This window comes from Salipiger pentaromativorans (assembly GCF_024721115.1).
GTDB lineage: Bacteria > Pseudomonadota > Alphaproteobacteria > Rhodobacterales > Rhodobacteraceae > Salipiger > Salipiger pentaromativorans.
On the sequence record NZ_JAMDHK010000022.1, the window covers coordinates 24497 to 46695 of the forward strand.

General features: G+C 67.6%; 21 protein-coding genes. 6 read left to right on the forward strand and 15 right to left on the reverse strand.

Annotated elements, in window-relative coordinates:
- Positions 1 to 42: 42 nt before the first annotated feature.
- Complete coding sequence (locus M4578_RS23270) at positions 43 to 336, reverse strand: co-chaperone GroES (protein WP_258095534.1); 294 nt, start codon at positions 334 to 336, stop codon at positions 43 to 45.
- Between the two features lie 275 nt (positions 337 to 611).
- Between M4578_RS23270 and M4578_RS23275 the strand changes: the two genes are divergently transcribed.
- Positions 612 to 1592, forward strand: a complete 981-nt coding sequence (locus M4578_RS23275; protein WP_258095535.1) for a DMT family transporter — start codon at positions 612 to 614, stop codon at positions 1590 to 1592.
- 1 nt (position 1593) lies between these two features.
- On the opposite strand, the gene M4578_RS23280 is transcribed toward M4578_RS23275, so the two are convergent.
- Entirely contained in the window at positions 1594 to 2253 is a 660-nt protein-coding gene (locus M4578_RS23280; protein WP_258095536.1) for a DUF2161 domain-containing phosphodiesterase, read from the reverse strand.
- 83 nt (positions 2254 to 2336) lie between these two features.
- Between M4578_RS23280 and M4578_RS23285 the strand changes: the two genes are divergently transcribed.
- Positions 2337 to 3329, forward strand: coding sequence for a TraB/GumN family protein (locus M4578_RS23285; protein ID WP_258095537.1), 993 nt, complete (start codon positions 2337 to 2339; stop codon positions 3327 to 3329).
- Between the two features lie 6 nt (positions 3330 to 3335).
- Here M4578_RS23285 and M4578_RS23290 read toward each other — a convergent pair whose 3' ends face one another.
- The 9 genes from M4578_RS23290 to M4578_RS23330 all read right to left on the reverse strand — a co-directional run bounded on the left by M4578_RS23290 (position 3336) and on the right by M4578_RS23330 (position 12161).
- A complete protein-coding gene (locus M4578_RS23290) occupies positions 3336 to 5357 on the reverse strand; it encodes a M3 family metallopeptidase (RefSeq protein ID WP_258095538.1) in 2022 nt (673 codons plus the stop codon).
- Positions 5358 to 5455: 98 nt separating this feature from the next.
- Positions 5456 to 5950: a cell wall hydrolase gene (locus M4578_RS23295; protein WP_258095539.1), complete on the reverse strand. Its 495-nt coding sequence runs from the start codon at positions 5948 to 5950 to the stop codon at positions 5456 to 5458.
- Positions 5951 to 5979: 29 nt separating this feature from the next.
- Positions 5980 to 6774 carry an amino acid ABC transporter permease gene (locus tag M4578_RS23300; protein ID WP_258095540.1) on the reverse strand — a complete coding sequence of 265 codons (795 nt, stop codon included), beginning with the start codon at positions 6772 to 6774 and terminating at the stop codon, positions 5980 to 5982.
- A 49-nt stretch (positions 6775 to 6823) separates the two neighbouring features.
- Positions 6824 to 7612: a transporter substrate-binding domain-containing protein gene (locus M4578_RS23305; protein ID WP_258095541.1), complete on the reverse strand. Its 789-nt coding sequence runs from the start codon at positions 7610 to 7612 to the stop codon at positions 6824 to 6826.
- A gap of 61 nt (positions 7613 to 7673) precedes the next feature.
- Positions 7674 to 8711 carry a HesA/MoeB/ThiF family protein gene (locus tag M4578_RS23310; RefSeq protein ID WP_258095542.1) on the reverse strand — a complete coding sequence of 346 codons (1038 nt, stop codon included), beginning with the start codon at positions 8709 to 8711 and terminating at the stop codon, positions 7674 to 7676.
- Positions 8711 to 9148, reverse strand: a complete 438-nt coding sequence (dut, locus tag M4578_RS23315; protein ID WP_258095574.1) for a dUTP diphosphatase — start codon at positions 9146 to 9148, stop codon at positions 8711 to 8713. The genes M4578_RS23310 and dut overlap by 1 nt, the downstream gene beginning before the upstream one ends.
- A 61-nt stretch (positions 9149 to 9209) precedes the next feature.
- Positions 9210 to 10409, reverse strand: coding sequence for a bifunctional phosphopantothenoylcysteine decarboxylase/phosphopantothenate--cysteine ligase CoaBC (gene coaBC, locus M4578_RS23320; RefSeq protein ID WP_258095543.1), 1200 nt, complete (start codon positions 10407 to 10409; stop codon positions 9210 to 9212).
- A 58-nt stretch (positions 10410 to 10467) separates the two neighbouring features.
- Positions 10468 to 11286: a ChaN family lipoprotein gene (locus M4578_RS23325; protein WP_258095544.1), complete on the reverse strand. Its 819-nt coding sequence runs from the start codon at positions 11284 to 11286 to the stop codon at positions 10468 to 10470.
- Complete coding sequence (locus M4578_RS23330; RefSeq protein ID WP_258095545.1) at positions 11283 to 12161, reverse strand: RNA polymerase factor sigma-32; 879 nt, start codon at positions 12159 to 12161, stop codon at positions 11283 to 11285. The genes M4578_RS23325 and M4578_RS23330 overlap by 4 nt, the downstream gene beginning before the upstream one ends.
- Before the next feature lie 238 nt (positions 12162 to 12399).
- Here M4578_RS23330 and M4578_RS23335 point away from each other — a divergent pair, with 238 nt between their 5' ends.
- Together M4578_RS23335 and M4578_RS23340 are read left to right on the forward strand one after the other, a co-directional pair.
- On the forward strand, positions 12400 to 13266 hold the full coding sequence (locus M4578_RS23335) for a glutathione S-transferase (protein WP_258095546.1): 867 nt from the start codon (positions 12400 to 12402) through the stop codon (positions 13264 to 13266).
- A 167-nt stretch (positions 13267 to 13433) separates the two neighbouring features.
- On the forward strand, positions 13434 to 14948 hold the full coding sequence (locus M4578_RS23340; protein ID WP_258095575.1) for a YifB family Mg chelatase-like AAA ATPase: 1515 nt from the start codon (positions 13434 to 13436) through the stop codon (positions 14946 to 14948).
- Here the strand turns inward: M4578_RS23340 and M4578_RS23345 are convergent.
- The 4 genes from M4578_RS23345 to rsmI all read right to left on the reverse strand — a co-directional run bounded on the left by M4578_RS23345 (position 14918) and on the right by rsmI (position 18146).
- Entirely contained in the window at positions 14918 to 15817 is a 900-nt protein-coding gene (locus M4578_RS23345) for an alpha/beta hydrolase (RefSeq protein ID WP_258095547.1), read from the reverse strand. The two genes, M4578_RS23340 and M4578_RS23345, sit on opposite strands and share 31 nt — an antisense overlap.
- Positions 15814 to 16749: a glutathione synthase gene (gene gshB, locus M4578_RS23350; RefSeq protein WP_258095548.1), complete on the reverse strand. Its 936-nt coding sequence runs from the start codon at positions 16747 to 16749 to the stop codon at positions 15814 to 15816. The genes M4578_RS23345 and gshB overlap by 4 nt, the downstream gene beginning before the upstream one ends.
- Before the next feature lie 62 nt (positions 16750 to 16811).
- Complete coding sequence (locus M4578_RS23355; protein WP_420854827.1) at positions 16812 to 17255, reverse strand: YraN family protein; 444 nt, start codon at positions 17253 to 17255, stop codon at positions 16812 to 16814.
- Between the two features lie 15 nt (positions 17256 to 17270).
- Positions 17271 to 18146, reverse strand: a complete 876-nt coding sequence (rsmI, locus tag M4578_RS23360; protein ID WP_258095549.1) for a 16S rRNA (cytidine(1402)-2'-O)-methyltransferase — start codon at positions 18144 to 18146, stop codon at positions 17271 to 17273.
- Positions 18147 to 18235: 89 nt separating this feature from the next.
- Here rsmI and M4578_RS23365 point away from each other — a divergent pair, with 89 nt between their 5' ends.
- Complete coding sequence (locus M4578_RS23365; protein ID WP_258095550.1) at positions 18236 to 19432, forward strand: penicillin-binding protein activator; 1197 nt, start codon at positions 18236 to 18238, stop codon at positions 19430 to 19432.
- A gap of 19 nt (positions 19433 to 19451) precedes the next feature.
- Entirely contained in the window at positions 19452 to 22199 is a 2748-nt protein-coding gene (locus M4578_RS23370) for a [protein-PII] uridylyltransferase (protein WP_258095551.1), read from the forward strand.

The window sequence follows — 22199 nt, forward strand, 5'->3', positions numbered from 1 at the left end:
GTTGCGAAGCGGGCCCGCAACGGGCCCGGAGCGATCAGCGGATCAGGCCGCCTCGGTGATGCCGAGGATGTCCGATTCCTTCATGATCAGCAGCTCTTCGCCGTCGATCGTCACTTCGGTGCCCGACCATTTGCCGAACAGGATCTTGTCGCCGGCCTTGACGGCCATGTCGATCAGCTCGCCGCTGTCCTTGCGCGCGCCTTCGCCGCAAGCCACAACGAGGCCCTCGGCGGGCTTTTCCTTGGCGCTATCGGGGATGATCAGACCGCCCTTGGTCTTCTCGTCGCTCTCAACGCGGCGAACCAGCACGCGGTCATGAAGCGGTTTGAATGCCATCTTCGAGTCTCCTAGCTCAAAGGTTGTCCCTGTAACGGTCCCGAACGGGACCGTTAGCACTCATCGTCGTCGAGTGCTAACGGCGCATAGCTAGGCACAGATCCGAGTCGTGTCAACAGCACCGGAACGAAAAGACCACCCGCCCGAATAACGGCCAGAGCGCGCATCGCCCGGGGCGCCCCGCCCCTGGCGCGGGCCCTGGGGCATGGCAACTCGCCGGCATCTGTGCTTTCTTCGCGCGGGTGCGCCTTCGCCCTCAGACCGAGACCCCCTTCATGCCCCTTCCCTCCGCTGTCACGATTCCGTCCCAGCACGCCCCCCAGCCTGCCACCCCCGACAATATGCGGGGCATTCTCCTGATCACCCTGGGGTTCGTCTGCTTCGGTGCCACCGACGCGCTGGCCAAGCTCCTGACAACCGAGCTGCCCCCCCTGCAAGTGGCGTGGTTTCGCCAGATCGGGCTGTTTTCCGGTGTCGTGATCATGCTGGGGCTGCGCGGTACGCATCTGCTGCGCACCCGCCACCCGCTGGTGCAGATCCTGCGCGGGGTGATGGCCGCCGCCTCCGCGACCTTCTTCATCCTGGCGCTGCGCTATGTGCCGCTGGCCGACGCAACGGCGGTCTCCTTCATTGCGCCCTTCATCGTGACGGCCATCGGCGCACTCGTCCTGCGCGAGACGGTGGGCATTCGGCGCTGGCTGGCGGTCCTCGCCGGATTCGCCGGCATGCTGATCGTCATCCGCCCCGGAATGGGTGTCTTTCACCCGGCGATCTTCATGGTCGTCGTGGCTGCAAGCGCCTTTGCCACACGGCAAGTGCTGTCGAGAGTGCTGAGCGGCGACGACAGCATCGCCACGACCGTGGCCTATACCTCAGCCACCTCAACCGCCCTGCTGACGGTGCCGCTGCTGCTGGTCTGGGAGACGCCCCCCGCCGCCTGGATCTGGCTTGTCGCCCTCGCCATGACGACCTGTGCCGGCGTGGGCGAGATCCTCATCATCCGCGCGCTCGACATCGCGCAGGCGGTCGTGGTCGCGCCGCTGCAATATTCCATGATCCTGTGGAGCTCGCTCTACGGCTTTCTTCTCTTCGCCGACCTGCCGGACCTCTGGACGCTTGCGGGCTGCAGCGTCATCGTCGCCTCGGGGCTCTACACGCTGAACCGCGAACGCATCGCCGCGCGCCGGCAAAAGGATCGGGCCGCTGCCGAAGCCGCAAACGCCGCCGAAGCCGCAGCACGCACCGAAGAGATCTGACCTACCAGCTATAGGCCCAATGGGTCAGACCGGCCCGGCCCGCTTCGGTCAGCCCATAGACCCCGGTGCCCAGCCTTTCGAACCATCCGTAATGGTTGTCGCGCATGATCCGGGTGGCGACCGCCACCCCGGTGGCCGCCGCCACGTCGCGCCCCCGCGATGCCCCATGCTCGGCCAGATGCGCCGCGCAGCGCAGCGCATCCTGCCGGTAGCCGGTCACGATCCCGTGCCGCGTCGCCCCGCCATCGTTCGGATCGCCCGAGATCCGCTGGAACTCGCGCAGCAGCCGCGCCCGTTTCACCTTGTTCCGGCGCGGCGCATAGGGCCCCGGATCGCACAGCACCTCGGCGCGCCCGGCCTTGACCGTGATGAACCCGAGCCCCAGCCGCCGGCACAGCGCCAGATTGTCCTTGAGCGCCCGCCGCGCCGTCCGCCCGGCGGGCTTCGGCACCGCGATATAGACCGCCTCGGTCACTGACAGACGCGCCACCGCCTGGTGGAAAAGCGCAAGCGAAATCCTTAGCTTGAGCTCCACGATCACCGGTTCGCCGCCGTCGCGGACCGCCACCAGATCGGCCGCGCCGACCTCGCCCTTGACGTCATAGCCCTGCCCCGTCAGCAGCGCCTTGACCGGCGCATAAAGATCGCTTTCCCGCTCCATGCCGCCGAGAGTGGCGGCAGCGGTTGCCGCTGTCCATCCCTTGCCCTAGCCTGCGCGGCGATCCCCTGCCCGAAAGGCCCCACATGTTTCGAACCCTGCTTGCGTTCTCGCTCTGGCTGAGCCTTGCCGCCGCCGGCGCGGCACAATGTGTCGGCCAGGATCTGCGCCAGACGCTCAACCCCGAGGAACGCGCACGGCTCGACCTGCTGATGGCCGATGTGCCCTATGCCTCCGGCAACCGCTGGCGCGCCGAAAGGGACGGCGAGATCATCCATCTCGTGGGCACCATTCACCTCAGCGATCCCCGCCTCGGCGCGCCGCTCGAACGGCTGCGCCCGGTCGTCGCCGCCTCCGGCGCCGTGTTGCTGGAAATGCCCCGGGCCGAACAAGCCAAGCTGATGCAGGCCATCTCCAGCCAACCCGGCCTGCTTCTGCTTACCGACAAAACCCTGCCCGAGCTGATGCCCGAGGAGGATTGGGCGGCGCTGGCCGAGGCCGCGGAGGCGCATGGGATTCCGCCCTTCATGGCGGCAAAATTTCGGCCCTGGTATCTGTCGATGATGCTGGCGCTGCCGGCCTGCGCGAAATCCGCGCTGGACTCTCGCGACGGGCTGGATTTCCGGATCGAGGCGCTGGCCGAGGCGCAGGGCGTGCCGACCGTCGCGCTCGAATCCTTCGACACCACCTTCGGCATCTTCAACGCCGAGCCGCTCGACGAACAGATCGAGATGATGTCGGTTTCGCTCACCACGCAGGGCGAGGATGCGGATGGCATGGCCACCACCATCGCCGCCTATTTCGACGAGGCCGCGGGCGAGATGTGGAAATTCTCCGAGATCCAGATTGCCCGTAGCGGGCTGTATACTCCCGAAGAGGCCGCGCAGATGATGCAGGAATCGGGCGATGCGATCCTGAGCCAGCGCAACCACGCCTGGATCGAGGTCATTCTGCAAACGGCGAAAACCACCGAAAAGCCGATCGTCGCCGCCTTCGGCGCGGCGCATCTGCCGGGCGAAGACGGCGTTCTGAACCTGCTCGCGCGCGCAGGGTTCACCCTCACGCGCGAGCCGTTCTGACCGGTCTCAGGCCGCCAGACCGCGTCCCTTGAGCAGCGCCTCGACGCCGGGCATGCGCCCCCGGAAGGCGGTGTAAAGCTCTTCGGCCTCGCGCGAGCCGCCTTTCGACAGGATGAACGCCTCCAGCTTCTGCGCCGTCGCCGGATCGAAGGCGCTGCCCGCCTCCTCGAAAGCGGCAAAGGCATCCGCGTCCATCACCTCGGACCACATGTAGCTGTAATAGCCGCTGGAATAGCCGTCCCCCGAGAAGACATGAGCGAAATGCGGCGTGGCGTGGCGCATGGTGATGGCCGCCGGCATGCCGATACTCTCCAGCACCTCCGCCTGTTTCGCCATCGGATCGGCGGGGGCGGCCCCGCTGTGGAACTCCAGATCCACCAGCGCCGAGGCCACGTATTCCACCGTCTGGAACCCCATGTCGAAGGTGGCCGCCGCAAGCACCTTGTCGAGCAGCGCCTTGGGCATCGGCTCGCCGGTCTCCGCATGGGTGGCGAATTCCTCCAGCACCTCCGGCACCTCCAGCCAGTGCTCGTAAAGCTGGCTCGGCAGCTCTACGAAATCGCGCGCCACCGAGGTGCCCGAGACCGAACCGAACTCCACATCCGACAGCATCTGATGCAGCGCATGGCCGAACTCGTGGAACAGCGTGCGCGCGTCGTCATAGGACAGGAGCGCCGGTTTGCCCGCCGGCGGCTTGGCGAAGTTGCAGACATTGATCACCACCGGCGTCTCGACCCGCGGCCGTTTCGCCTGGCTCCGCATCGCCGAACACCAGGCGCCGGAGCGTTTCGAGGCGCGGGCGAAGTAGTCGCCGATGAAGACCGCCACATGCTTGCCGTCCCGCGTCACCTCCCAGGCACGGCAATCCGGGTGGTAGAGCGGCACGTCCAGCGGCGCGAATACCAGCCCGAACAGCCGGCTGGAACAGGTGAAGGCCGCCTCGATCATCTTGTCGAGCTGGAGATAGGGCTTGAGTTCCGTCTCATCGAGATCGTGCAGCGCCTTGCGCCGCTTCTCGGCATAGTAGCGCCAGTCCCAGGGCTGCAAGGCGTCGTTGATCCCGTCGGCGCGCAGCATCTCGGCCATTTCCTCGGCATCGCGCAGCGCCTGCGTGCGCGCCGGCGCCCAGACCTGCATCAGCAGGTCGCGCACCCGCTCGGGCGTGCCCGCCATTTCGGTCTCGAGCTTGAAATGGGCGAAATCCTCGTAGCCCAGCAGCTTGGCGCGTTCCTCGCGCAGCGCCAGGACCTCGGCGGCAATACCCCGATTGTCGGTCTCGCCGCCGTTCTCGCCCCGTGCCGCCCAGGCACGGAACGCCTTTTCCCGCAGATCCCGGCGCGGCGAGAATTGCAGGAACGGCACGATCAGCGAGCGCGACAGGGTGACCACCGGGCCGTCCTGCTCCAGTGCCTCGCCCGCCGAACGGGCCGCGTCCACGACAAACTCCGGCAGCCCGTCCAGATCCTCTTCCGCGAGAGGCATGAACCAATCCGCTTCGTCTTTCAGCAGGTTCTGGGTGAACTCGGTGCCCAGCACCGCCAGCCGCGACTTCACCTCTTTCATCCGTTCCGCCTCGGCCCCCTCCAGCCCGGCGCCCGCACGCACGAACCCGCGATGGGTCAGGTACAGCACCCGCGCTTCCTCTTCGGACAGGCCCAGCGCATCGCGCCGCTCCCACAGATCCGCGATGCGTGCGAACAGCGCCTTGTTGGCATAGATCGCCGAGCTGTGTGCCGCGAGCTTCGGCGAAAACGCCCGTTGCAGCGCCTGCCGCTCTGCATTGCTGTCGGCGCCTGCGACCGAGAAGAACACCGACAGCACCTTGTCCAGCGCCTCGCCCGCGCCCTCCATGGCCTCGATCGTATTGGCAAAGCTGGGCGCCGCGGCATTCGCCGCGATCGCCTCGATCTCATCGAGATGCTTGGTCAGCGCCAGCTCGAAGGCCGGGGCGAAATCCGCGTCGGAGATGCGGCCGAACGGGGCGATCCGAAACGGCGTCTCCCAATCGTCGAGCAGCGGGTTGGTCATGGACAAGCCTCCTTTTTCCCAAAGCTATGCCCGGCAGACGCCCGCCGCAATCCCGCTGCGGCGCTCCGGCCCCGCCAAATCCCCCGGAAGGAGCGGCGTCAGCCGCCCGAAGGCGGCAGCGGAACGGGCTGGGTCACCATCGCGGGCGGGCGTTTCTCGTAAAAGGCATTGCCACCGGCGGTCGCCACGTAATGCATATTGTTATAGCCTGCACGATAGCTGGCGGCATGGAAGAAGCGCGCCGTCTCGACCTGCGGATGGCGCTCGCCCTGCAAAACCGCTCCGGCGGCCTCGAGCGCGAGCGGCAGGCTCCGGCTGTTCATGTCGCGGCTCATCACCCCCGGGGCGAACTGATTGCGCTGCCCGACCACCCCGCAGACCGTCGCGGGGAACTCGGTGGAGTCGACGCGGTTCATCACCACGGTGCCGACCGCGATCATTCCCTCCCGGCTCGAGCGGTGGGATTCGAAATACATCGCCCGCGCCATGCAGTTCAGCTCCTCCGCATCGACACGCTGCGCCCTTGGCGCCGCGGCGCATCCCGCCGCCACCAGCAACGCCGCAATCCCCGTCCATGACCGTACCGTTCTCATGCCCCTGCGATCTCCTCTTGCTGCCGGGCTCATGGCCCGCCCGGACGCTCTCTCATGTGCCGCTCCAGCCGCCGCAACCCCAGCGACAGCGTGACCGTCATCGTCAGATAGACCAGCGCCACCACGTTATAGGTTTCGAAATAGCGGAAATTGCCGGCGGCCGTAACCTTGCCAAGCTGCGTGACATCCAGCACCCCCAGCACCGAGACCAGGCTGGAATCCTTCACCATGGCGACAAAATCATTGCCCAGCGGCGGCAGGATCGTGCGGATCGCCTGCGGCAGCACGATGAAGCGGAACCTCTGTATCCGGTTCAGCCCCAGCGCCTTGGCGGCTTCGATCTGGCCCTCCTCCACCGCCAGAAGCCCGGCGCGAAACACTTCGGCGATAAAGGCCGAGTAGCCGATGGTCAGCGCCAGGATCGCGCGCCAGAGCAGCGGGAAATCCCGCACCCGCGCCGGCTCGACACCCAGCCAGCCCAGCAGCCAGTTCCGCAGCTCCACCAGCCCCGGCGCCAGCACGAAGGCCACATAGAGCAGCAGCACCAGCATCGGCACGCCGCGCACGATCTCGGTATAGAACCGCGCGCTTTGCCGCAGCAGTCGGCTGCCCGAAAGCGACATCAGCGCCACACCCATCCCCAGCGCCGAGGCCAGCGCGAACCCCACCAGCGTGACGAAGACGGTCACCTGCACGCCCTTGAGCAGCGTCCACAGGATGCGCGCCTGCATCTCGTCCGCCAGCACGACGCCAAAGCTCGCCAGCCCCAGCGCCGCCGCCGCCACAAGCCACCAGGGAAACTCGCGCTCCGGTGCCGCGCTCACACAGAGCTCCCGCGAGGAAAGCCCGCGCGGGCTTGACGAGCGCGCGGGCTCACTCGCCCATCTTGTAGTCGAGGAACCAGGTCTTGTTCAGCGCGTCGATCGTGCCATCCGCCCGCATCGCCGCAATCGCCGCGTTCACCGGCGCCACCAGATCCGAGCCCTTCGGGAAGATGAAGCCGAAATCCTCGGTCCCGAGCTTCTCGCCCACGATCTTCAGCCCGCCCTCCGAGGCCGCCACATAGCCCTCACCCGCGGTCCCGTCGGTCAGCACCAGATCCACATCGCCGGTCTTCAGCGCCTGCACACCGGCCCCGAAGGTCTCGAACAGCCTGATGCGCGGGTTGGCCTCGTCGCCGTCCAGCACGTCATAGACCCCCACGTAGAAGGGCGTCGTCCCCGGCTGGGCGGCGATCAGCAGATCGTCATCGGCGGCAAAACTCGCGGCATCGTCGAAACGGGTCTCGTCGCCCCGCACCAGCATCACCATTTCCGAACGCATATAGGCATCGGAAAAATCCACCATCTCCGCGCGGTCCTCGCGAATGGTGATCCCGGTCATGCCGATATCGTATTGCCCTTCCGAAACCGCCGGGATCATCGCATCCCACGAGATGGTCTCGTAAACCACCGCGATGTTCAGCCGCGCGGCGATCTCCGCCATGGCGTCGTATTCCCAGCCGATCGCCGCACCGCTGGCGGGATCGACGAATTGCAGCGGCGGATAGGCGTTCTCGGTCACCACAACCACCTCACGCCCGCCCAGATCGGGCAGATCCTGCGCGGCAAGCGGCGTCGCCGCCAGCAGCAGCAGCGCGGCACTCTGGAAAAACTGTTTCATGACAAAAGACTCCGGATCAGGGTTTCCGGCAGTATGACCAGCGCCCGCGCAAGCGCAAGGATCAGCCGCCGCAGACCGGGCAGCCGGCACGGCGCTTCAGCGCGATCTTCCGCGTCTCGCCCCAAAGCGCATCGTAGATCAGCATCTCTCCCAGCAGCGGCTGGCCCGCCCCGGTGACGAGCTTCACCGCCTCCACCGCCATCATCGCGCCGACCACCCCGGGCAGCGGGCCCAGCACCCCCGCCTCGGCACAGGAAGGCGCCAGCCCCGGCGCCGGCGCCTCGGGAAAGAGGCACTGATAGCAGGGCGTGCCCTTCGCCGGATCGAAGACCGAAAGCTGCCCTTCCCATTGCGACAGCGCCCCCGAGACCAACGGCTTGCCCGCCGCCACGGCGGCCCTGTTCGCCAGATAGCGCGTCTCGAAATTGTCCGTCCCGTCGAGGATCAGATCGTAGTCGGCGAACAGCGCCTCGGCCCCCTCCGCCTCCAGCCGCCGGTGATAGGGCCGCACCGTCACATAGGGGTTCTGCGCCTCCATCGCCGCCTGGGCGGAAAACACCTTGGGCATGCCGATCCGCGCATCGGTGTGGATCACCTGCCGCTGGAGATTGGCGTTCTCCACCACATCGTCGTCGATCACCCCGATGGTGCCCACCCCGGCGGCGGCCAGATATTGCAGCGCCGGCGCGCCCAGCCCGCCGGCGCCGATCACCAGAACCCGCGCCTCCTTCAGCGCCTTCTGCCCCGGCCCGCCCAGCTCGCGCAGCACGATATGGCGCGCATAGCGCTCCAGCTCGGCGCCGGAAAACCGCCCCGGCGGCGGCGCCTGCACCGGCGCCTTCGCCTCCGCCCGCGCCTTCAGACGGCGCAGCACAAAGGCATAGGCCGCGCCCAGCCCCCCGAACCCGCCGACGATCAGCCAGAGCGCCGCGCTGCCGCCGGTCGCCAGACGCGCCGGATGGCCCTCGGGCAACACCACATGCAGTGCCAGCACCGCGACATACAGCAGCCCCAGCATATAGGCCCGCGCCATGCGCGAGGCCCCCATGAGCGCCCCGAGCCCCCAGAGCCCCGCCGCCAGCGCCAGCACCAGCAGCATCAGCCGATCCCCGTCGAGCCGAAACCGCCCGCCCCGCGTACCGTCTCCGGCAGGGCCTCGACCACGTCGAACCGGGCGCGCGCCACCGGCGCCGCCACCATCTGCGCGATCCGGTCGCCATGCGCGATCACAAACGCCGCCTGCCCGGCATTCATCACGATCACCCCCAGCGGGCCGCGATAATCGCTGTCGATCGTTCCGGGACTGTTGGGCAGCACGATCCCGTGTTTCAGCGCCAGCCCCGAGCGCGGCCGCACCTGCACCTCCCAGCCCCCGGGGATCGCCAGCCGCAGCCCGGTCGGCACCAGCGCCCGCGCCCCCGGCGCCAGCACGATCTCGCCGCGATCGGAGAAATTCGCCCGCAGATCGGCCCCCGCCGCCCCGTCGGTCGCATAGGACGGCAGCCCCAAAGACCTGTCGGCCCCCTCGTCCCACATGACAGCTATCGTGACCACGCCGTACCCTTCTTCTCTTTCCAAATACGCAAATTCCGCCCTCTCAGCCCGCGCCCAGCGCGGCGGCGAGGCGCTCGGCCAGCCGCTGCGCCACCGCGCGCTTGCCCATGCGCGGCCACGCCTCGGCGCCTGCGTCGGAAATCAGCACCACCGCATTCTCCGATCCGCCCATGATCCCGGTCGCCGGGCTCACGTCATTGGCCAGGATCCAGTCGCAGCCCTTGCGCAGCCGCTTCGCCGTGGCATGGGCCACCACATCGTCGGTCTCGGCGGCAAAGCCCACCACCAGCCCGGGCCGGTCCTCGGCCAGCGCCGACACTTCCGCCAGAATATCGGGGTTCTCGGTAAACCGTAGGGTGGGCAATCTGCCCACCTCTTTCTTGATCTTCGAGCCCGAGGCGCTTTCCACCCGCCAGTCGGCCACCGCCGCCGCGAACACCCCGGCCTCGACCGGCAGGGCCCCCAGCACCGCCGCGCGCATCTCAAGCGCGCTTTCCACCTCGATCACCTCGACCCCCGCGGGCCGCGCCACTTCCGCCGGCCCGGTGACGAACACCACCTCGGCGCCCAGATCGCGCAGCGCCTCGGCAATCGCCGTGCCCTGCGCCCCCGAGGAGCGGTTGGCGATATAGCGCACCGGGTCGATGGGTTCATGCGTGGGGCCCGAGGTCACCAGCACGCGGCGCCCCTTCAGCGGCCCGTCGCTCAGCGCCCGCTCGGCCGCCGCCACGATCTCCAAGGGCTCCGCCAGCCGCCCCGGCCCGTATTCGCCGCAGGCCATGTCGCCCGCATCGGGACCGACCACCGTCACCCCGTCGCCGATCAGCGTCCGGAGATTGCGCTGCGTGGCCGGATGCTCCCACATGCGCACATTCATCGCCGGTGCGATCATCACCGGCGTATCGGTGGCCAGCAGCAGCGTCGAGGCAAGATCCCCCGCCAGCCCCTGTGCCATCTTGGCCATCAGATCCGCCGTCGCCGGCGCCACCAGCACCAGATCCGCCACCCGGGAAAGCTGGATATGGCCCATCTCGGCCTCGTCGGTCAGGTCGAAAAGATCGCTATAGACCCTCTCCCCCGCCAGCGCGCCCACCGAGAGCGGCGTCACGAATTCCCGCGCAGCCGCGCTCAGCACCGGGGTCACCGCCGCACCGCGCTCGCGCAGGCGCCGGATCGTCTCCAGCGCCTTGTAGGCGGCGATCCCGCCGCCGATGATCAGAAGGATGCGTTTGCCGGCCAGCATGTCGCGCGCCTTTCCCTTGCCCCTGTGCCCCTCCTGTTACGGCGCAGGCGGGAAAAACTCAATTGCCCGGCGTTTTCTGGAAGGCGGCACAGGGATCCTCGCGCTCGACCCCCTCTGTCTCCTCGACCAGATCGAACGATCCGTCCGGCGCGCCCTTGCCGGCTTCGCCCTGCCCCAAAGACACCACCTTCACCTCCGGTGCCGCCCGCGCAATCAGCGCCGGCGCCCCCCAATCGGTGCGCGCATGACCATTGCCGGTGATCACCACCACCGGTGCGCCATGCATCGACAACGCCTCGAGCGCGGTCTCGGCCAACCGCGCGTCGCGCAGACGCTGGATGCCCACCATCACCGGCAGCATCTCGACCGGCAGCGCGTCGCAATGCGCCGCCATCTGCATCTCTTCGCGCAAGCCCTGCTCTTCCGCCGGCAGCGGCTGGTCGAGCCCGTAAAACCCCGCGCTGGCGCCAAAGACCTTGTCCAGCGGCTCACCCGACACCCGCCGCGCCTCTTCGCGCGGCAATGCGGCGCCAAAGATCGCCGCCTCGGGTGCGGCCTCGAAGATCGGATAATACATCGCGAAATCCGGCCAGCCGCTGTCTTCCCACTGCAACAGCTCTGCGAGCGCCGCCTCATCCGCCAGATGCTCGGGATGGATCTGCGCCGACTGGTCCGTGGTCAGCATCTCGAACACCAGCGCCACCGGCTGAAGCTCGCGGACAAGCTCGGCCTGCCGCGCGTGATGCGCCGGGTTGTCGTGGGTCTCCCCCAGGAAGAGAACCTGCGCGCCATCGAAAACGCTCCCTTCGGCAAAAGCCGCGGGAGCAGAGAGAGACAGGGCAACGAGCGGGGCAAAAAGCAGGCGGGATCGCATCATGCGAGGAACTGTTGCACCTCCCGCGACTGGGCTTCAAGCGACTTCCGCATTTTCACGAAGGCCGCCGCCTCGAGCTGCCTGACCCGCTCCTTCGAAAGCCCCAGCTCCTGCCCCAGACTCTCCAGCGTGCGCGTCTCGTCCCGCAGCTTGCGCTCGCGCACGATGAACCGTTCGCGGTCGTTGAGCGAGGTCAGCGCCACCAGCAGCCATTCACGCAGCTGCGCATTGTCCATCCGGCCCTCGACCAGCACCGCCCCGTGCTCGCCCTCATCCTCAAGCGTGTCGATCCATTCCCGCCCCTCATCCTCCGAGGATTGCGTCGCGTTCAGCGAGAAATCCGACCCCGAGAGCCGGCCCTCCATCATCTCCACATCCGCCAGCGGCACGCCGATTTCTTCGGCGATGGCGGCGTGCAGCACATGGCGCTCCAGAACCCGGCCCTCGGCGGCGGCCTCGCGTTCCAGCCGCGCCTGCACCCGGCGCATGTTGAAGAACAGCGATTTCTGCGACGAGGTCGAGCCGGTCCGCACCATCGACCAGTTGCGCATCACATAGTCCTGAATGCTCGCTTTGATCCACCAGACCGCATAGGTGGAAAAGCGCACCCCGCGATCGGGGTCGAACTTGTCCGCGGCCTTCATCAGCCCCAGACCCGCCTCCTGGATCAGATCGCCCATCGGCGCGCCATACCGTTTGAATTTCGCCGCCATCGAGATCGCCAGCCGCATATAGGCGGTGATCAGCCGGTGCAGCGCCGCCTCGTCGCGGTGATCGCGCCAGGCGTAGGCCAATTGCAATTCGGTTTCCGCATCCAGAAGCTCGGCCTTCATGGCCTTGCGGGACAGGGTCTGGTCGTTGAAGGACTCGGATGTCATTCGCACTCCCCATCGGATATGTGGACGGGAGGACCCCGTCTTCTTGCACAGTACTACGGGTGAAGAACGCAGCGGGATCACAATTGGTTTCCCCAAGAGGCGCATTTTTTTGTGAGCTTGGCCCGAAACGGTCTCGATTTCATGACATCCGGTGATGCGCCCGCCCACAAAACGGAATTTCCCTGATGGTCGAAACTACGCTAACCCCCTGAAAGACCCCGATCTTGCGGAGAGCGTGATGGACTATCGACTGATCCTCGGAGATTACACCTATTCAAGCTGGTCGCTGCGCGGCTGGCTGCTGCTGGAGCGCTTCGGCCTGCCCTTCGCGATCCGGCGTATCAGCTTTCTCGACGGTCCCGTCGCCGAACAGGTCGCCGAAATCGCGCCCTCGCGCACCGTGCCGAGCCTTGTCACCGAAGACGGCGCCGTGATCTGGGACAGCCTCGCCATCGCCGAGGAACTGGCCAGCCGCCATCCCGAGGCGGGGCATTGGCCCGCCGATCCGGCCGCACGCGCGGCCGCCCGCAGCATGGCCGCCGAGATGCATTCCAGCTTTGCCGCGCTGCGCGATCAGTGCCCGATGAATCTGCAATCGGCCTATACCGGGTTCGAGCCCTCGGACCGGACCCGCGCCGATCTCGCCCGCATCGAAACGCTGTGGAGCTTCGCCCGCGACCGCTACGGCGCCGCCGGCCCCTGGCTTTTCGGCGCCTATACCGCGGCGGATGCGGTCTTTGCCCCGGTTGCCGCGCGAATCGCGGGCTACGGGCTGGCTGTCGGCGAAACCGCCCAGGCCTATGTCACCGCCCATCTCGCCGATCCGGCCTTCCGCCGCTGGCGCGCGATGGGGATCGCCCATGGCGAGCATCTGCCCTGGTACGAACGCGATTATCCGAAGACCGGCTGGCCCGGGCCGGCACCGCATCCCGCACTTGCCGTCGCCAGCGGCACGCCCGAAAACGCGACCTGCCCTTATTCCGGCGATCCCGTCACCCATCTGATGGAGATCGACGGCCGCATCTTCGGTTTCTGCAACGCCTATTGCCGCGACAAGACCGTCGCGGACCCGACCGCCTGGCCCGCCTTCACCGCGCTGCTCTGACCCCGAGCCCCCATACTCCAGGCGTCCCGAACCGCGCCTGGAGCCGCCGGCTCCAAGGCGCAGGGGACAATCGCGGCAGTCCGGCTCCTTAATCTCGAACGCGCCCGTTAACCCTTCCCTAACCATCCTGCGCGCAGTCTCGCCGGAGACTGGAGATGAGGTGGGACGTGGTTGCACATGCCTATACGGTGGCCTTCGAAGGGGTCGAGGCGCGCCCGGTCGAGGTGCAATGCGCCGTCACCGCCGGGGTTCCGGGCTTCTCCATCGTCGGCCTGCCCGACAAGGCGGTGTCGGAGGCGCGCGAACGGGTGCGCGCGGCGCTGACCGCCATGGCGATCGCCCTGCCGTCCAAGCGCATCACCATCAACCTCTCCCCCGCCGACATGCCCAAGGAAGGCTCGCATTTCGACCTGCCCATCGCGCTTGGCCTGCTGGCGGCGCTGGACATCCTGCCGCGCGACGAGATCGCCCAGACGATGGCGCTGGGGGAGCTCGCGCTCGACGGGGCGCTGGTCCCCGTGCCCGGCGCCCTGCCCGCGGCGATGACCGCCGCCGAGGAAGAGCGCGTCCTGCTCTGCCCCCGCGCGTCGGGCGCCGAGGCCGCCTGGGTCGGCGCCTGCCGCGTGCTCGGCGCGCAAAGCCTGGTCGATGTGGTCCGCCATTACGCCGGCGACGCGCCCATCCAGCCCTCCGAGCCGGGCGAGCTGCATCCGCCGCCCGCGCTGCGCGACCTGCGCGACGTCAAGGGGCAGGAACGCGCCAAGCGCGCGCTGGAAATCGCCGCCGCCGGGCGCCATCACCTGATGCTGGTCGGCACGCCCGGATCGGGCAAATCCATGCTCGCCGCGCGGCTGCCCGGACTTCTCCCCCCGCTCACCGCGCAGGAAGCGCTGGAAACCTCGATGATCCATTCGCTCGCCGGGCTGCTGGATGAAGGCGGCATTTCGCGCGTGCGCCCGTTCCGTGAACCGCATCATACCGCCTCGATGGCCGCGATCATCGGCGGCGGGCGCGGCGCCAAGCCCGGCGAGGTGAGCCTCGCCCATAACGGCGTGCTGTTCATGGACGAATTTCCGGAATTTCCCCGCACCGTGCTGGAAACGCTGCGCCAGCCGGTCGAAACCGGCGAGGTGATGGTGTCGCGCGCCAACGCGCATATCACCTATCCCTGCCGCTTCATGCTGGTGGCCGCGGCGAACCCCTGCAAATGCGGCTATCTCACCGATCCCGCGCGCGCCTGCTCGCGCGCGCCCATCTGCGGAGAGGATTATCTGGGCCGCGTCTCGGGCCCTCTGATGGACCGGTTCGACCTGCGCATCGAGGTGCCCCCCGTCGCCTTCACCGATCTCGACCTGCCCGCCTCGGGCGACAGCTCTGCCACCGTCGCCGCCCGCGTCGCCGCCGCGCGCGACCGTCAGGCCCAGCGCTTTGCCGACCGCCCCGCGATCCGCACCAACGCCGATGCCGAGGGCCGGCTGCTGGAAGACATCGCCACACCCGACGCCGAAAGCCGCGACCTGCTGCTGCGGGCCGCCGATCGCTTTGGCCTCTCGGCGCGGGGCTACCACCGCATTCTGCGCGTCGCGCGCACCATCGCCGATCTGGCCGGGGAGGAGGCGCTGCGCCGTCCACATGTGGCCGAGGCGCTGAGCTACCGGCTGGTCTCGGCAAAGGACGCCTGAACGAAGCGCGCTGCCCGCCGCAGCGTCTGCCGGGCCTCGGGGATCCAGCCGTCGTAGAGCGGCCAGGCATGCGGGGCATCGGGCAGGCTCTCCAGCGTAACCTCGGCCCCCTGGGCACGCAGCCGTGCCGCCATGCGCCGCGCATCATCGGCGAGGATCTCGGTTTCGGAAAACTGGATCATCACCGGCGGGCAGCCGGGAAAATCGGCATAAAGCGGCGAAATCCGTGGGTCGTCGCGCGGGGCGCGGCCCAGCACCAGGCGCACAAGCTCGCCGATGCGAGACACCGGCAGGAACGGATCGGCGCTCCGGTTGCTGCGCAGGCTCTCGCCGGTCATCGCGAGATCGGTCCAGGGGGAAAAGGCCAGCGCCGCCGCTGGCGGTTCGCGCTGATCGCAGCACCAGGCCAGAAGCGCCAGCGCCAACCCGCCGCCGGCGGAATCGCCGCCCAGCACGATCTGCCCCGGCGCATAGCCCAGTCTGCGGCACTGCCGCCAGGCCGCCTGCGCGGCCTCGAAAGCAGCGGGGAACGGCGCCTGCTGCACCAGCGGATAGGCCGGCGCGCAGATCTCGGCCCCCGAGAGTTTGGACAGCCGCCCCAGCATGCCCTGGTGGGTCCTCGGGCTGCCCGCGACATAGCCGCCGCCGTGGAAATAGAGGATCACCCGCCCCGCCTGACAGCGCCCGGCGCTGATCCAGTGCAGCCCGCCCGGCCGCTCCAACCGCCGCAGATAGGGCGGGGCCCGCAGCGCCAGCGCCGCCATCCGCTCGAAATCACGCGCCGCCACGTCGGGCCCCGCGAGGCGGGCCAGGCGCGGCTTGACGAACAGGCGCAGAAAGACGGTCAGCGCGGCAAGCCGCCGGCTCATCCCCGGCGCGCTTCCACCGCCTGCCAGATCTTTTCGGCCACATTGACCCCGTCGAAGCGCTCGAGCTCCTGAATGCCGGTCGGCGAGGTCACGTTGATCTCGGTCAGCCACTCGCCGATCACGTCGATACCGACAAAGACCTGCCCCTTCTCGCGCAGCACCGGGCCGATCTTGGCGCAGATCTCGCGGTCGCGCTCGGTCAGTTCCACCTTCTCGGGTCGCCCCCCCACATGCATGTTCGAGCGCACCTCACCCGCTGCAGGCACCCGGTTGATCGCGCCCACCGGCTCGCCATCCACAAGGATCACCCGCTTGTCGCCCTTGGTCACGGCGGGCAGGTATTTCTGCACGATCAGCGGCTCGCGCGAGAAACCGGTGAACAGCTCGTAAAGCGAGCTGAGGTTGCGGTCGTTCTCGTCGAGGCGGAACACCCCGGCACCGCCGTTACCGTAAAGCGGCTTGAGGATGATGTCGCCATGGCGCGCCTTGAACGCGCGGATGGTCTCGAGGTCGCGCGCGATGGTGGTCGGCGGCGTCAGCTCGGGAAAGTTCAGCACCAGCAGCTTTTCCGGCGAATTGCGCACCCAGAACGGATCGTTGACCACCAGCGTGCCCGGCGTCAGCCGCTCGAGCAGATGCGTGGTGGTGATATAATGCATGTCGAAGGGCGGGTCCTGACGCAGCCAGACCACGTCGAAATCGGCCAGATCGACCAGCTCCAGCGGCCCGAGCTGCGCGTGATCCCCCTGCACCCTCTGCACCCGCAGCGAATGCCCCCGCGCGGTGATCCGCCCCTCTTCGAAAGACAGGTGATCCGGCGTGTAATAGAACAGATCGTGCCCCCGGGCCTGCGCCTCTTCCGCAAGGCGGAACGTGCTGTCGGCGTCGATGTTGACCGGACCGATCGGGTCCATCTGAAAGGCGATTTTCATGGGATCTCCCGCGCTGTCTTTCGCCATACATGGCGCAGAGACCGCCCGAGGGCAATGCCCGCTCAGGGACCGAAGGCGTTCTCGATGACCCGGATCATGCCCTGCGCATCCATGAGCGCCACATCGAACCGCATCTCGGTCAGCGAGCCCATGGGCTCGCCGCCGGCAAATTCCTCGGCCGCAACCATCAGCCGGGACACCTGCCGCGACGACAGGCGTTCGAGAGCACGGTCGAAGCTGCGGCTTTTCTTGACCTCGACAAAGACAAGCCCGGCACCGTCGCGCAGGATCAGGTCGATCTCGCCGCCACGACCCCGCCAGCGCCGCCGCGCCACCGCATAGCCCCGCCGCTCGTAATCCTGCGCCACCCGCATCTCTGCGGAAATCCCGGCCCGATAGCCCAGCGCGCCGCGCATACGGCGCGCATCCTCCTGCGGCACCCGCCGCTCAGGAACCTCGGCCTGAACCACGGGCCCCTCGAAATCAAACGCCAGTTGCCGTGCCATGACCGCTCCCTTTGCCTATCCCTCGTTCCGGTCCCGCTCCTTTGCCAGCGCCATCGCACGCTGGTAGACCGGGCGCCGTTTCACGCCGTACATCCCCGAAACCGCATCCGCCGCATCGCGCACCGACATCGTCTTCAGCGCTTCGGTCAGGGAACCGTCTAAATCAGACTCACTAATTTTTTCCGAATCTCCCTTGCCGATCAGCACCACCACCTCGCCTTTCGGCGTCTCGCCCGCATAATGCGCGGCGAGGTCGCCAAGACTGCCGCTTCGGCATTCCTCGAAACGTTTGGTCAGTTCGCGGCACATCGCGGCGGGGCGCTCGGCGCCCATCACCGCGACGGCATCCGCCAGCATCGCGCCCAGCCGTTTCGGCGATTCGTAAAAGGCCAGCGTCGCCGGCACCGTCCGCAACTCCTCGAGCGCCTTGCGCCGCGCGGCGCTGGTGCTGGGCAGAAACCCTGCAAACAGGAAGCGGTCCGTGGGCAGCCCCGCGATGGTCAGCGCGGCGATCACCGCCGAGGCCCCGGGCGCCGTGGTCACCGGATGGCCCGCCTCGCGCGCCGCGCGCACCAGATCGAACCCCGGATCCGAGATCATCGGCGTCCCCGCCTCGGAGGCATAGGCGACGGACCGCCCCGCCGCCAGCGCCTCGAGCAGCCGGGGCCGCATCTTCTCGCCGTTGTGGTCGTGATAGGCGAGGCAGGGCCGGTCGCCCAGCGGCACGCCATGGATCTCCAGCAGCCGCCGCAAGCTGCGCGTGTCTTCCGCCGCCAGCACCTCTGCATCGCGCAGGATGTCCAACGCGCGAAGCGTGATGTCGCGGGCATTGCCGATCGGCACTGCCACCATGTAAAGACCCGGCGTCAATCCGCCCCCGGCCGGATTCATCACTGGACCCGCCTCCCCGCTTGTCTATGATTGCCCGCAATACCGCGCGGGAGCGAACCCGTGCCCGTCATCGAGGGAGTTTCGTGACCATGTTCGCCGTTTTGTCCAGCGCCCGCAAGGCGCTCCGCACCGTTGCCATCGTGGCAACGGCCGGTTTGCTAGCCGCTTGCGACGCCAGCATGATTTCCGATCTGGGCGGCAGCACGGCTGCCGGCGGCGGGCCACGGATCGACCCGAACAAGCCGGTGCGGGTGGCGCTTCTGGTGCCGCAGAGCGACCCCGCCGCCGCCAGCATCGCGCGCGACATGGAAAACGCCGCAAGGCTCGCCATCGCCGATCTCGGCGGGGTGCCCATCGACCTCGCGGTCTACGACACCGCCGGTTCGCCGGCGACTGCCGCGGCCCAGGCCCAGCGCGCCGTCGATGAGGGCGCCAAGATCATCCTCGGGCCGCTGCGCGGCGAGGCCGCCGTCGAGGCCAGCAAGGTGGTGGCCGACGAGGGCGTCAACATGCTCTCCTTCTCCAACAACCCGTCGATCGCCGGCGGCAATCTCTTCGTGCTCGGCCCGACCTTCGTGAACACCGCCGACCGGCTGCTCGGCTACGCCCATCGCCAGGGCCGCAACAGCGTCGCCATCCTGCATTCCGACGACGTACCGGGCCAGTTCGGCAAGGCCGCGATCCAGCAGGCCGCATCGCAGAACGGCGTGCGCGTGGCGGCAATCCAGCCCTACCCGCTCAGCATCGAGGGCGTGACCACCGCCGCGCAAAGCATGGGCCGGGTCGCCGCGACCTCGGGTGCCGATTCGGTCTTCATCACCACCGACGCGACCAATGCCGCGATGCCGATCCTGCTTCAGGTGATGCCCGAAAACGGGCTGAACCCGGCGCAGGTGCAGTATATCGGCCTCACCCGCTGGGACGTGAAGCCCGAGCTGTTCAGCTACCCCGGCGCCGAGGGCGCCTGGTTCACCCTGCCCAACCAGGCCATGCAGCGGAATTTCTCGGCGCGCTACAGCAACGCCTATGGCGCCGCGCCGCACCCGCTGGCGGGGCTGGCCTTTGACGGCATCGCCGCCATCGGCGCGCTGGTCGAACAGGGCCGCAACGACGCTCTCACCGGAAGGGCGCTCACGCAATCCGCTGGTTTCCAGGGCACAGGCGGTGTATTCCGCCTGAAATCCGATGGCACCAACGAACGTGGGCTCGCCGTCGCAACCGTGCGAAACAACCAGATGGTGATCCTTGACCCTGCCCCCTCAAGCTTCTCCGGCGCAGGCTTCTGAGCGAGCGACACAAGACCCGATGCCGGACGACCTGATCGCGCCGGCATCGGATATTTTCGACCTGCCCGCGCTGCGCACAGCGCTTTTCGACGCCGCCGCCGAGGCGCAGACCGAGGCCGAGGTGCGCGCAGCCGCCGTGCGCATTCTGTCGCAGGCAATGAAGGACGGGCACGATACCATCGCCCGGGCCTTCGCCGCGCATCCCCGCGCCGCCTTCCCGACAACCGAAGCCTATGCCTGGCTGACCGATTGCGTGGTGCGGCTGGTCTTCGAGCTGGCGACCCGGCGCCTGCACCCGCTGCACAACCCCACCGAAGGCGAACGCCTGACCGTCATGGCCGTCGGCGGCTACGGGCGCGGCGAGATGGCGCCGTTCTCGGATGTCGACCTGCTGTTCCTGACGCCCTGGAAGATCACCCCCTGGGCCGAGAGCGTCATCGAGTCGATGCTCTACATCTTCTGGGATCTGAAGCTGAAGGTCGGCCACGCCTCGCGCACGGTGAAGGATTGTCTGCGGCTTGGCGGCGAGGATTATACGATCCGCACCGCGATGCTGGAGAACCGCTTTGTCATCGGCCACGAACCGCTGGCGCGGGAGCTGGAAACCCGGCTTTGGTCCGATCTCTTCAAGGGCTCGGAACGCGCTTTCGTGGCCGCCAAGCTGGAAGAGCGCGACCAGCGCCACCGCAAGCAGGGGCTGCGCTATGTGGTCGAGCCCAATGTGAAGGAGGGCAAGGGCGGGCTGCGCGATCTGCAATCGCTCTACTGGATCACCAAATACATCCACCAGACCGAGGATGCCGAGGAACTGGTGCGGCTGGGCGTGTTCCGGCGCGAGGAATACACCACCTTCATGCGCGCCGAGGAGTTCCTCTGGGCGGTGCGCTGCCACCTGCATCTGGCCGCCGGACGCGCGGTGGAGCAACTGACCTTCGACATGCAGGTCGAGGTTGCCGCGCGCATGGGCTATGCCGACAAGGGCGGCCGGCGCGCGGTGGAATGGTTCATGCAGGATTACTTCCTGCACGCCACGGCGGTGGGCGACCTGACGCGCATCTTCCTGACCTCGCTGGAAGCCGAGCACCAGAAGGACGCCCCGCTGATCATGCGCATGTTCAAGCGCGGACCGCATGTGAAGGACGGCTACGAGGTGGTGCACAACCGCCTCTCCATCGTCGATGACGAGAGCTTTCTGGCGGACAAGCTGAACCTGCTGCGGTTCTTCGAGGAGGGGCTGCGCACCGGGTTGCTTCTGCACCCGGACGGCATGCGGCTGATCAAGGCGAACCTACACCTCATCGACGAGGAGCTGCGCAACGACAAGGAAGCGCGGCGCATCTTCCTCGACCTGATGCTCAAGCACGGCAATCCGGAACGCTCGCTGCGGCGGATGAACGAGCTGGGCGTACTCGGCGCCTTTATTCCGGAATTCGAGCCCATCGTGGCGATGATGCAGTTCAACATGTATCACGCCTATACGGTGGACGAGCACACCATCCAGTGCATCCGCAACCTGTCGGAAATCGAACACGGCAATCTGGTCGAGGAACTGCCGGTCGCCTCGACGATCCTCAAGGAAGGCGTCAACCGCAAGGTGCTTTACGTGGCGCTGCTGCTGCATGACATCGGCAAGGGCCGGCAGGAGGATCACGCGGTTCTGGGCGCCAAGATCGCCCGCAAGGTGTCGCCGCGCCTGGGGCTCACCAAGACGGAATGCGCCACAGTGGAATGGCTGGTACGCTATCACCTGCTGATGTCCGATATGGCGCAGAAACGCGACATCGCCGACCCACGCACCGTGCGCGACTTCGCCAAGGCGGTGCAGAGCGTCGAACGGCTCGACCTGCTGACCGTGCTCACGGTCTGCGACATACGCGGCGTGGGCCCGGGCGTCTGGAACAACTGGAAGGCTGCTTTACTGCGGGCGCTCTACCGCCAGACGCGGCGGGCCCTGGAAGACGGCATGGAGGCGCTCAACCGCGAGAACCGCGGCGCCGAGGCCAAGAAGGCGCTGCGCGACGCACTTGCCGATTGGGATCCAAAGGATCTGCGCACCGAGACCAGCCGCCATTACGATCCCTATTGGCAGGGGCTGCACGTCACCGCGCAGGTGGTCTTCGCGCAGCTCCTACGCGACATCCAGAACGACGAGATCAAGATCGACATCCACCCGGACGAAGAACGCGACGCCACCCGAGTGTGTTTCGCGCTGTCGGATCATCCGGGCATCTTCTCGCGCCTCGCGGGGGCGCTGTCGCTGGTCGGCGCCAACGTGGTGGACGCGCGGACCTTCACCTCCAAGGACGGTTATGCCACCGCCGCCTTCTGGATTCAGGATTCCGACGGCTCGCCCTATGAGGACCGGCGCATCCCCCGCCTGCGCGAGATGATCCGCAAGACGCTGATGGGCGAGGTCAAGCCGCGCGAGGCGATCTTCTCGCGGCAGAAGCTCAAGAAGCGGGAAAAGGCCTTCACCGTGCCGACCTCGATCGCCTTCGACAACGAAGGGTCGGAGATCTACACGATCATCGAGGTCGACACCCGCGACCGTCCCGGCCTGCTCTACGACCTGACGCGCACGCTGGCCGAAAGCAACGTCTACATCGCCTCGGCGGTCATCGCGACCTTCGGCGAACAGGTGGTCGATACCTTCTATGTGAAGGACATGTTCGGGCTGAAGTTCTACACCCCCTCGAAGCAGAAGACGCTGGAGAAACGCCTGCGCGACGCCATCGCGGAAGGCACGGAGCGGGCCGCCAAGGGATAG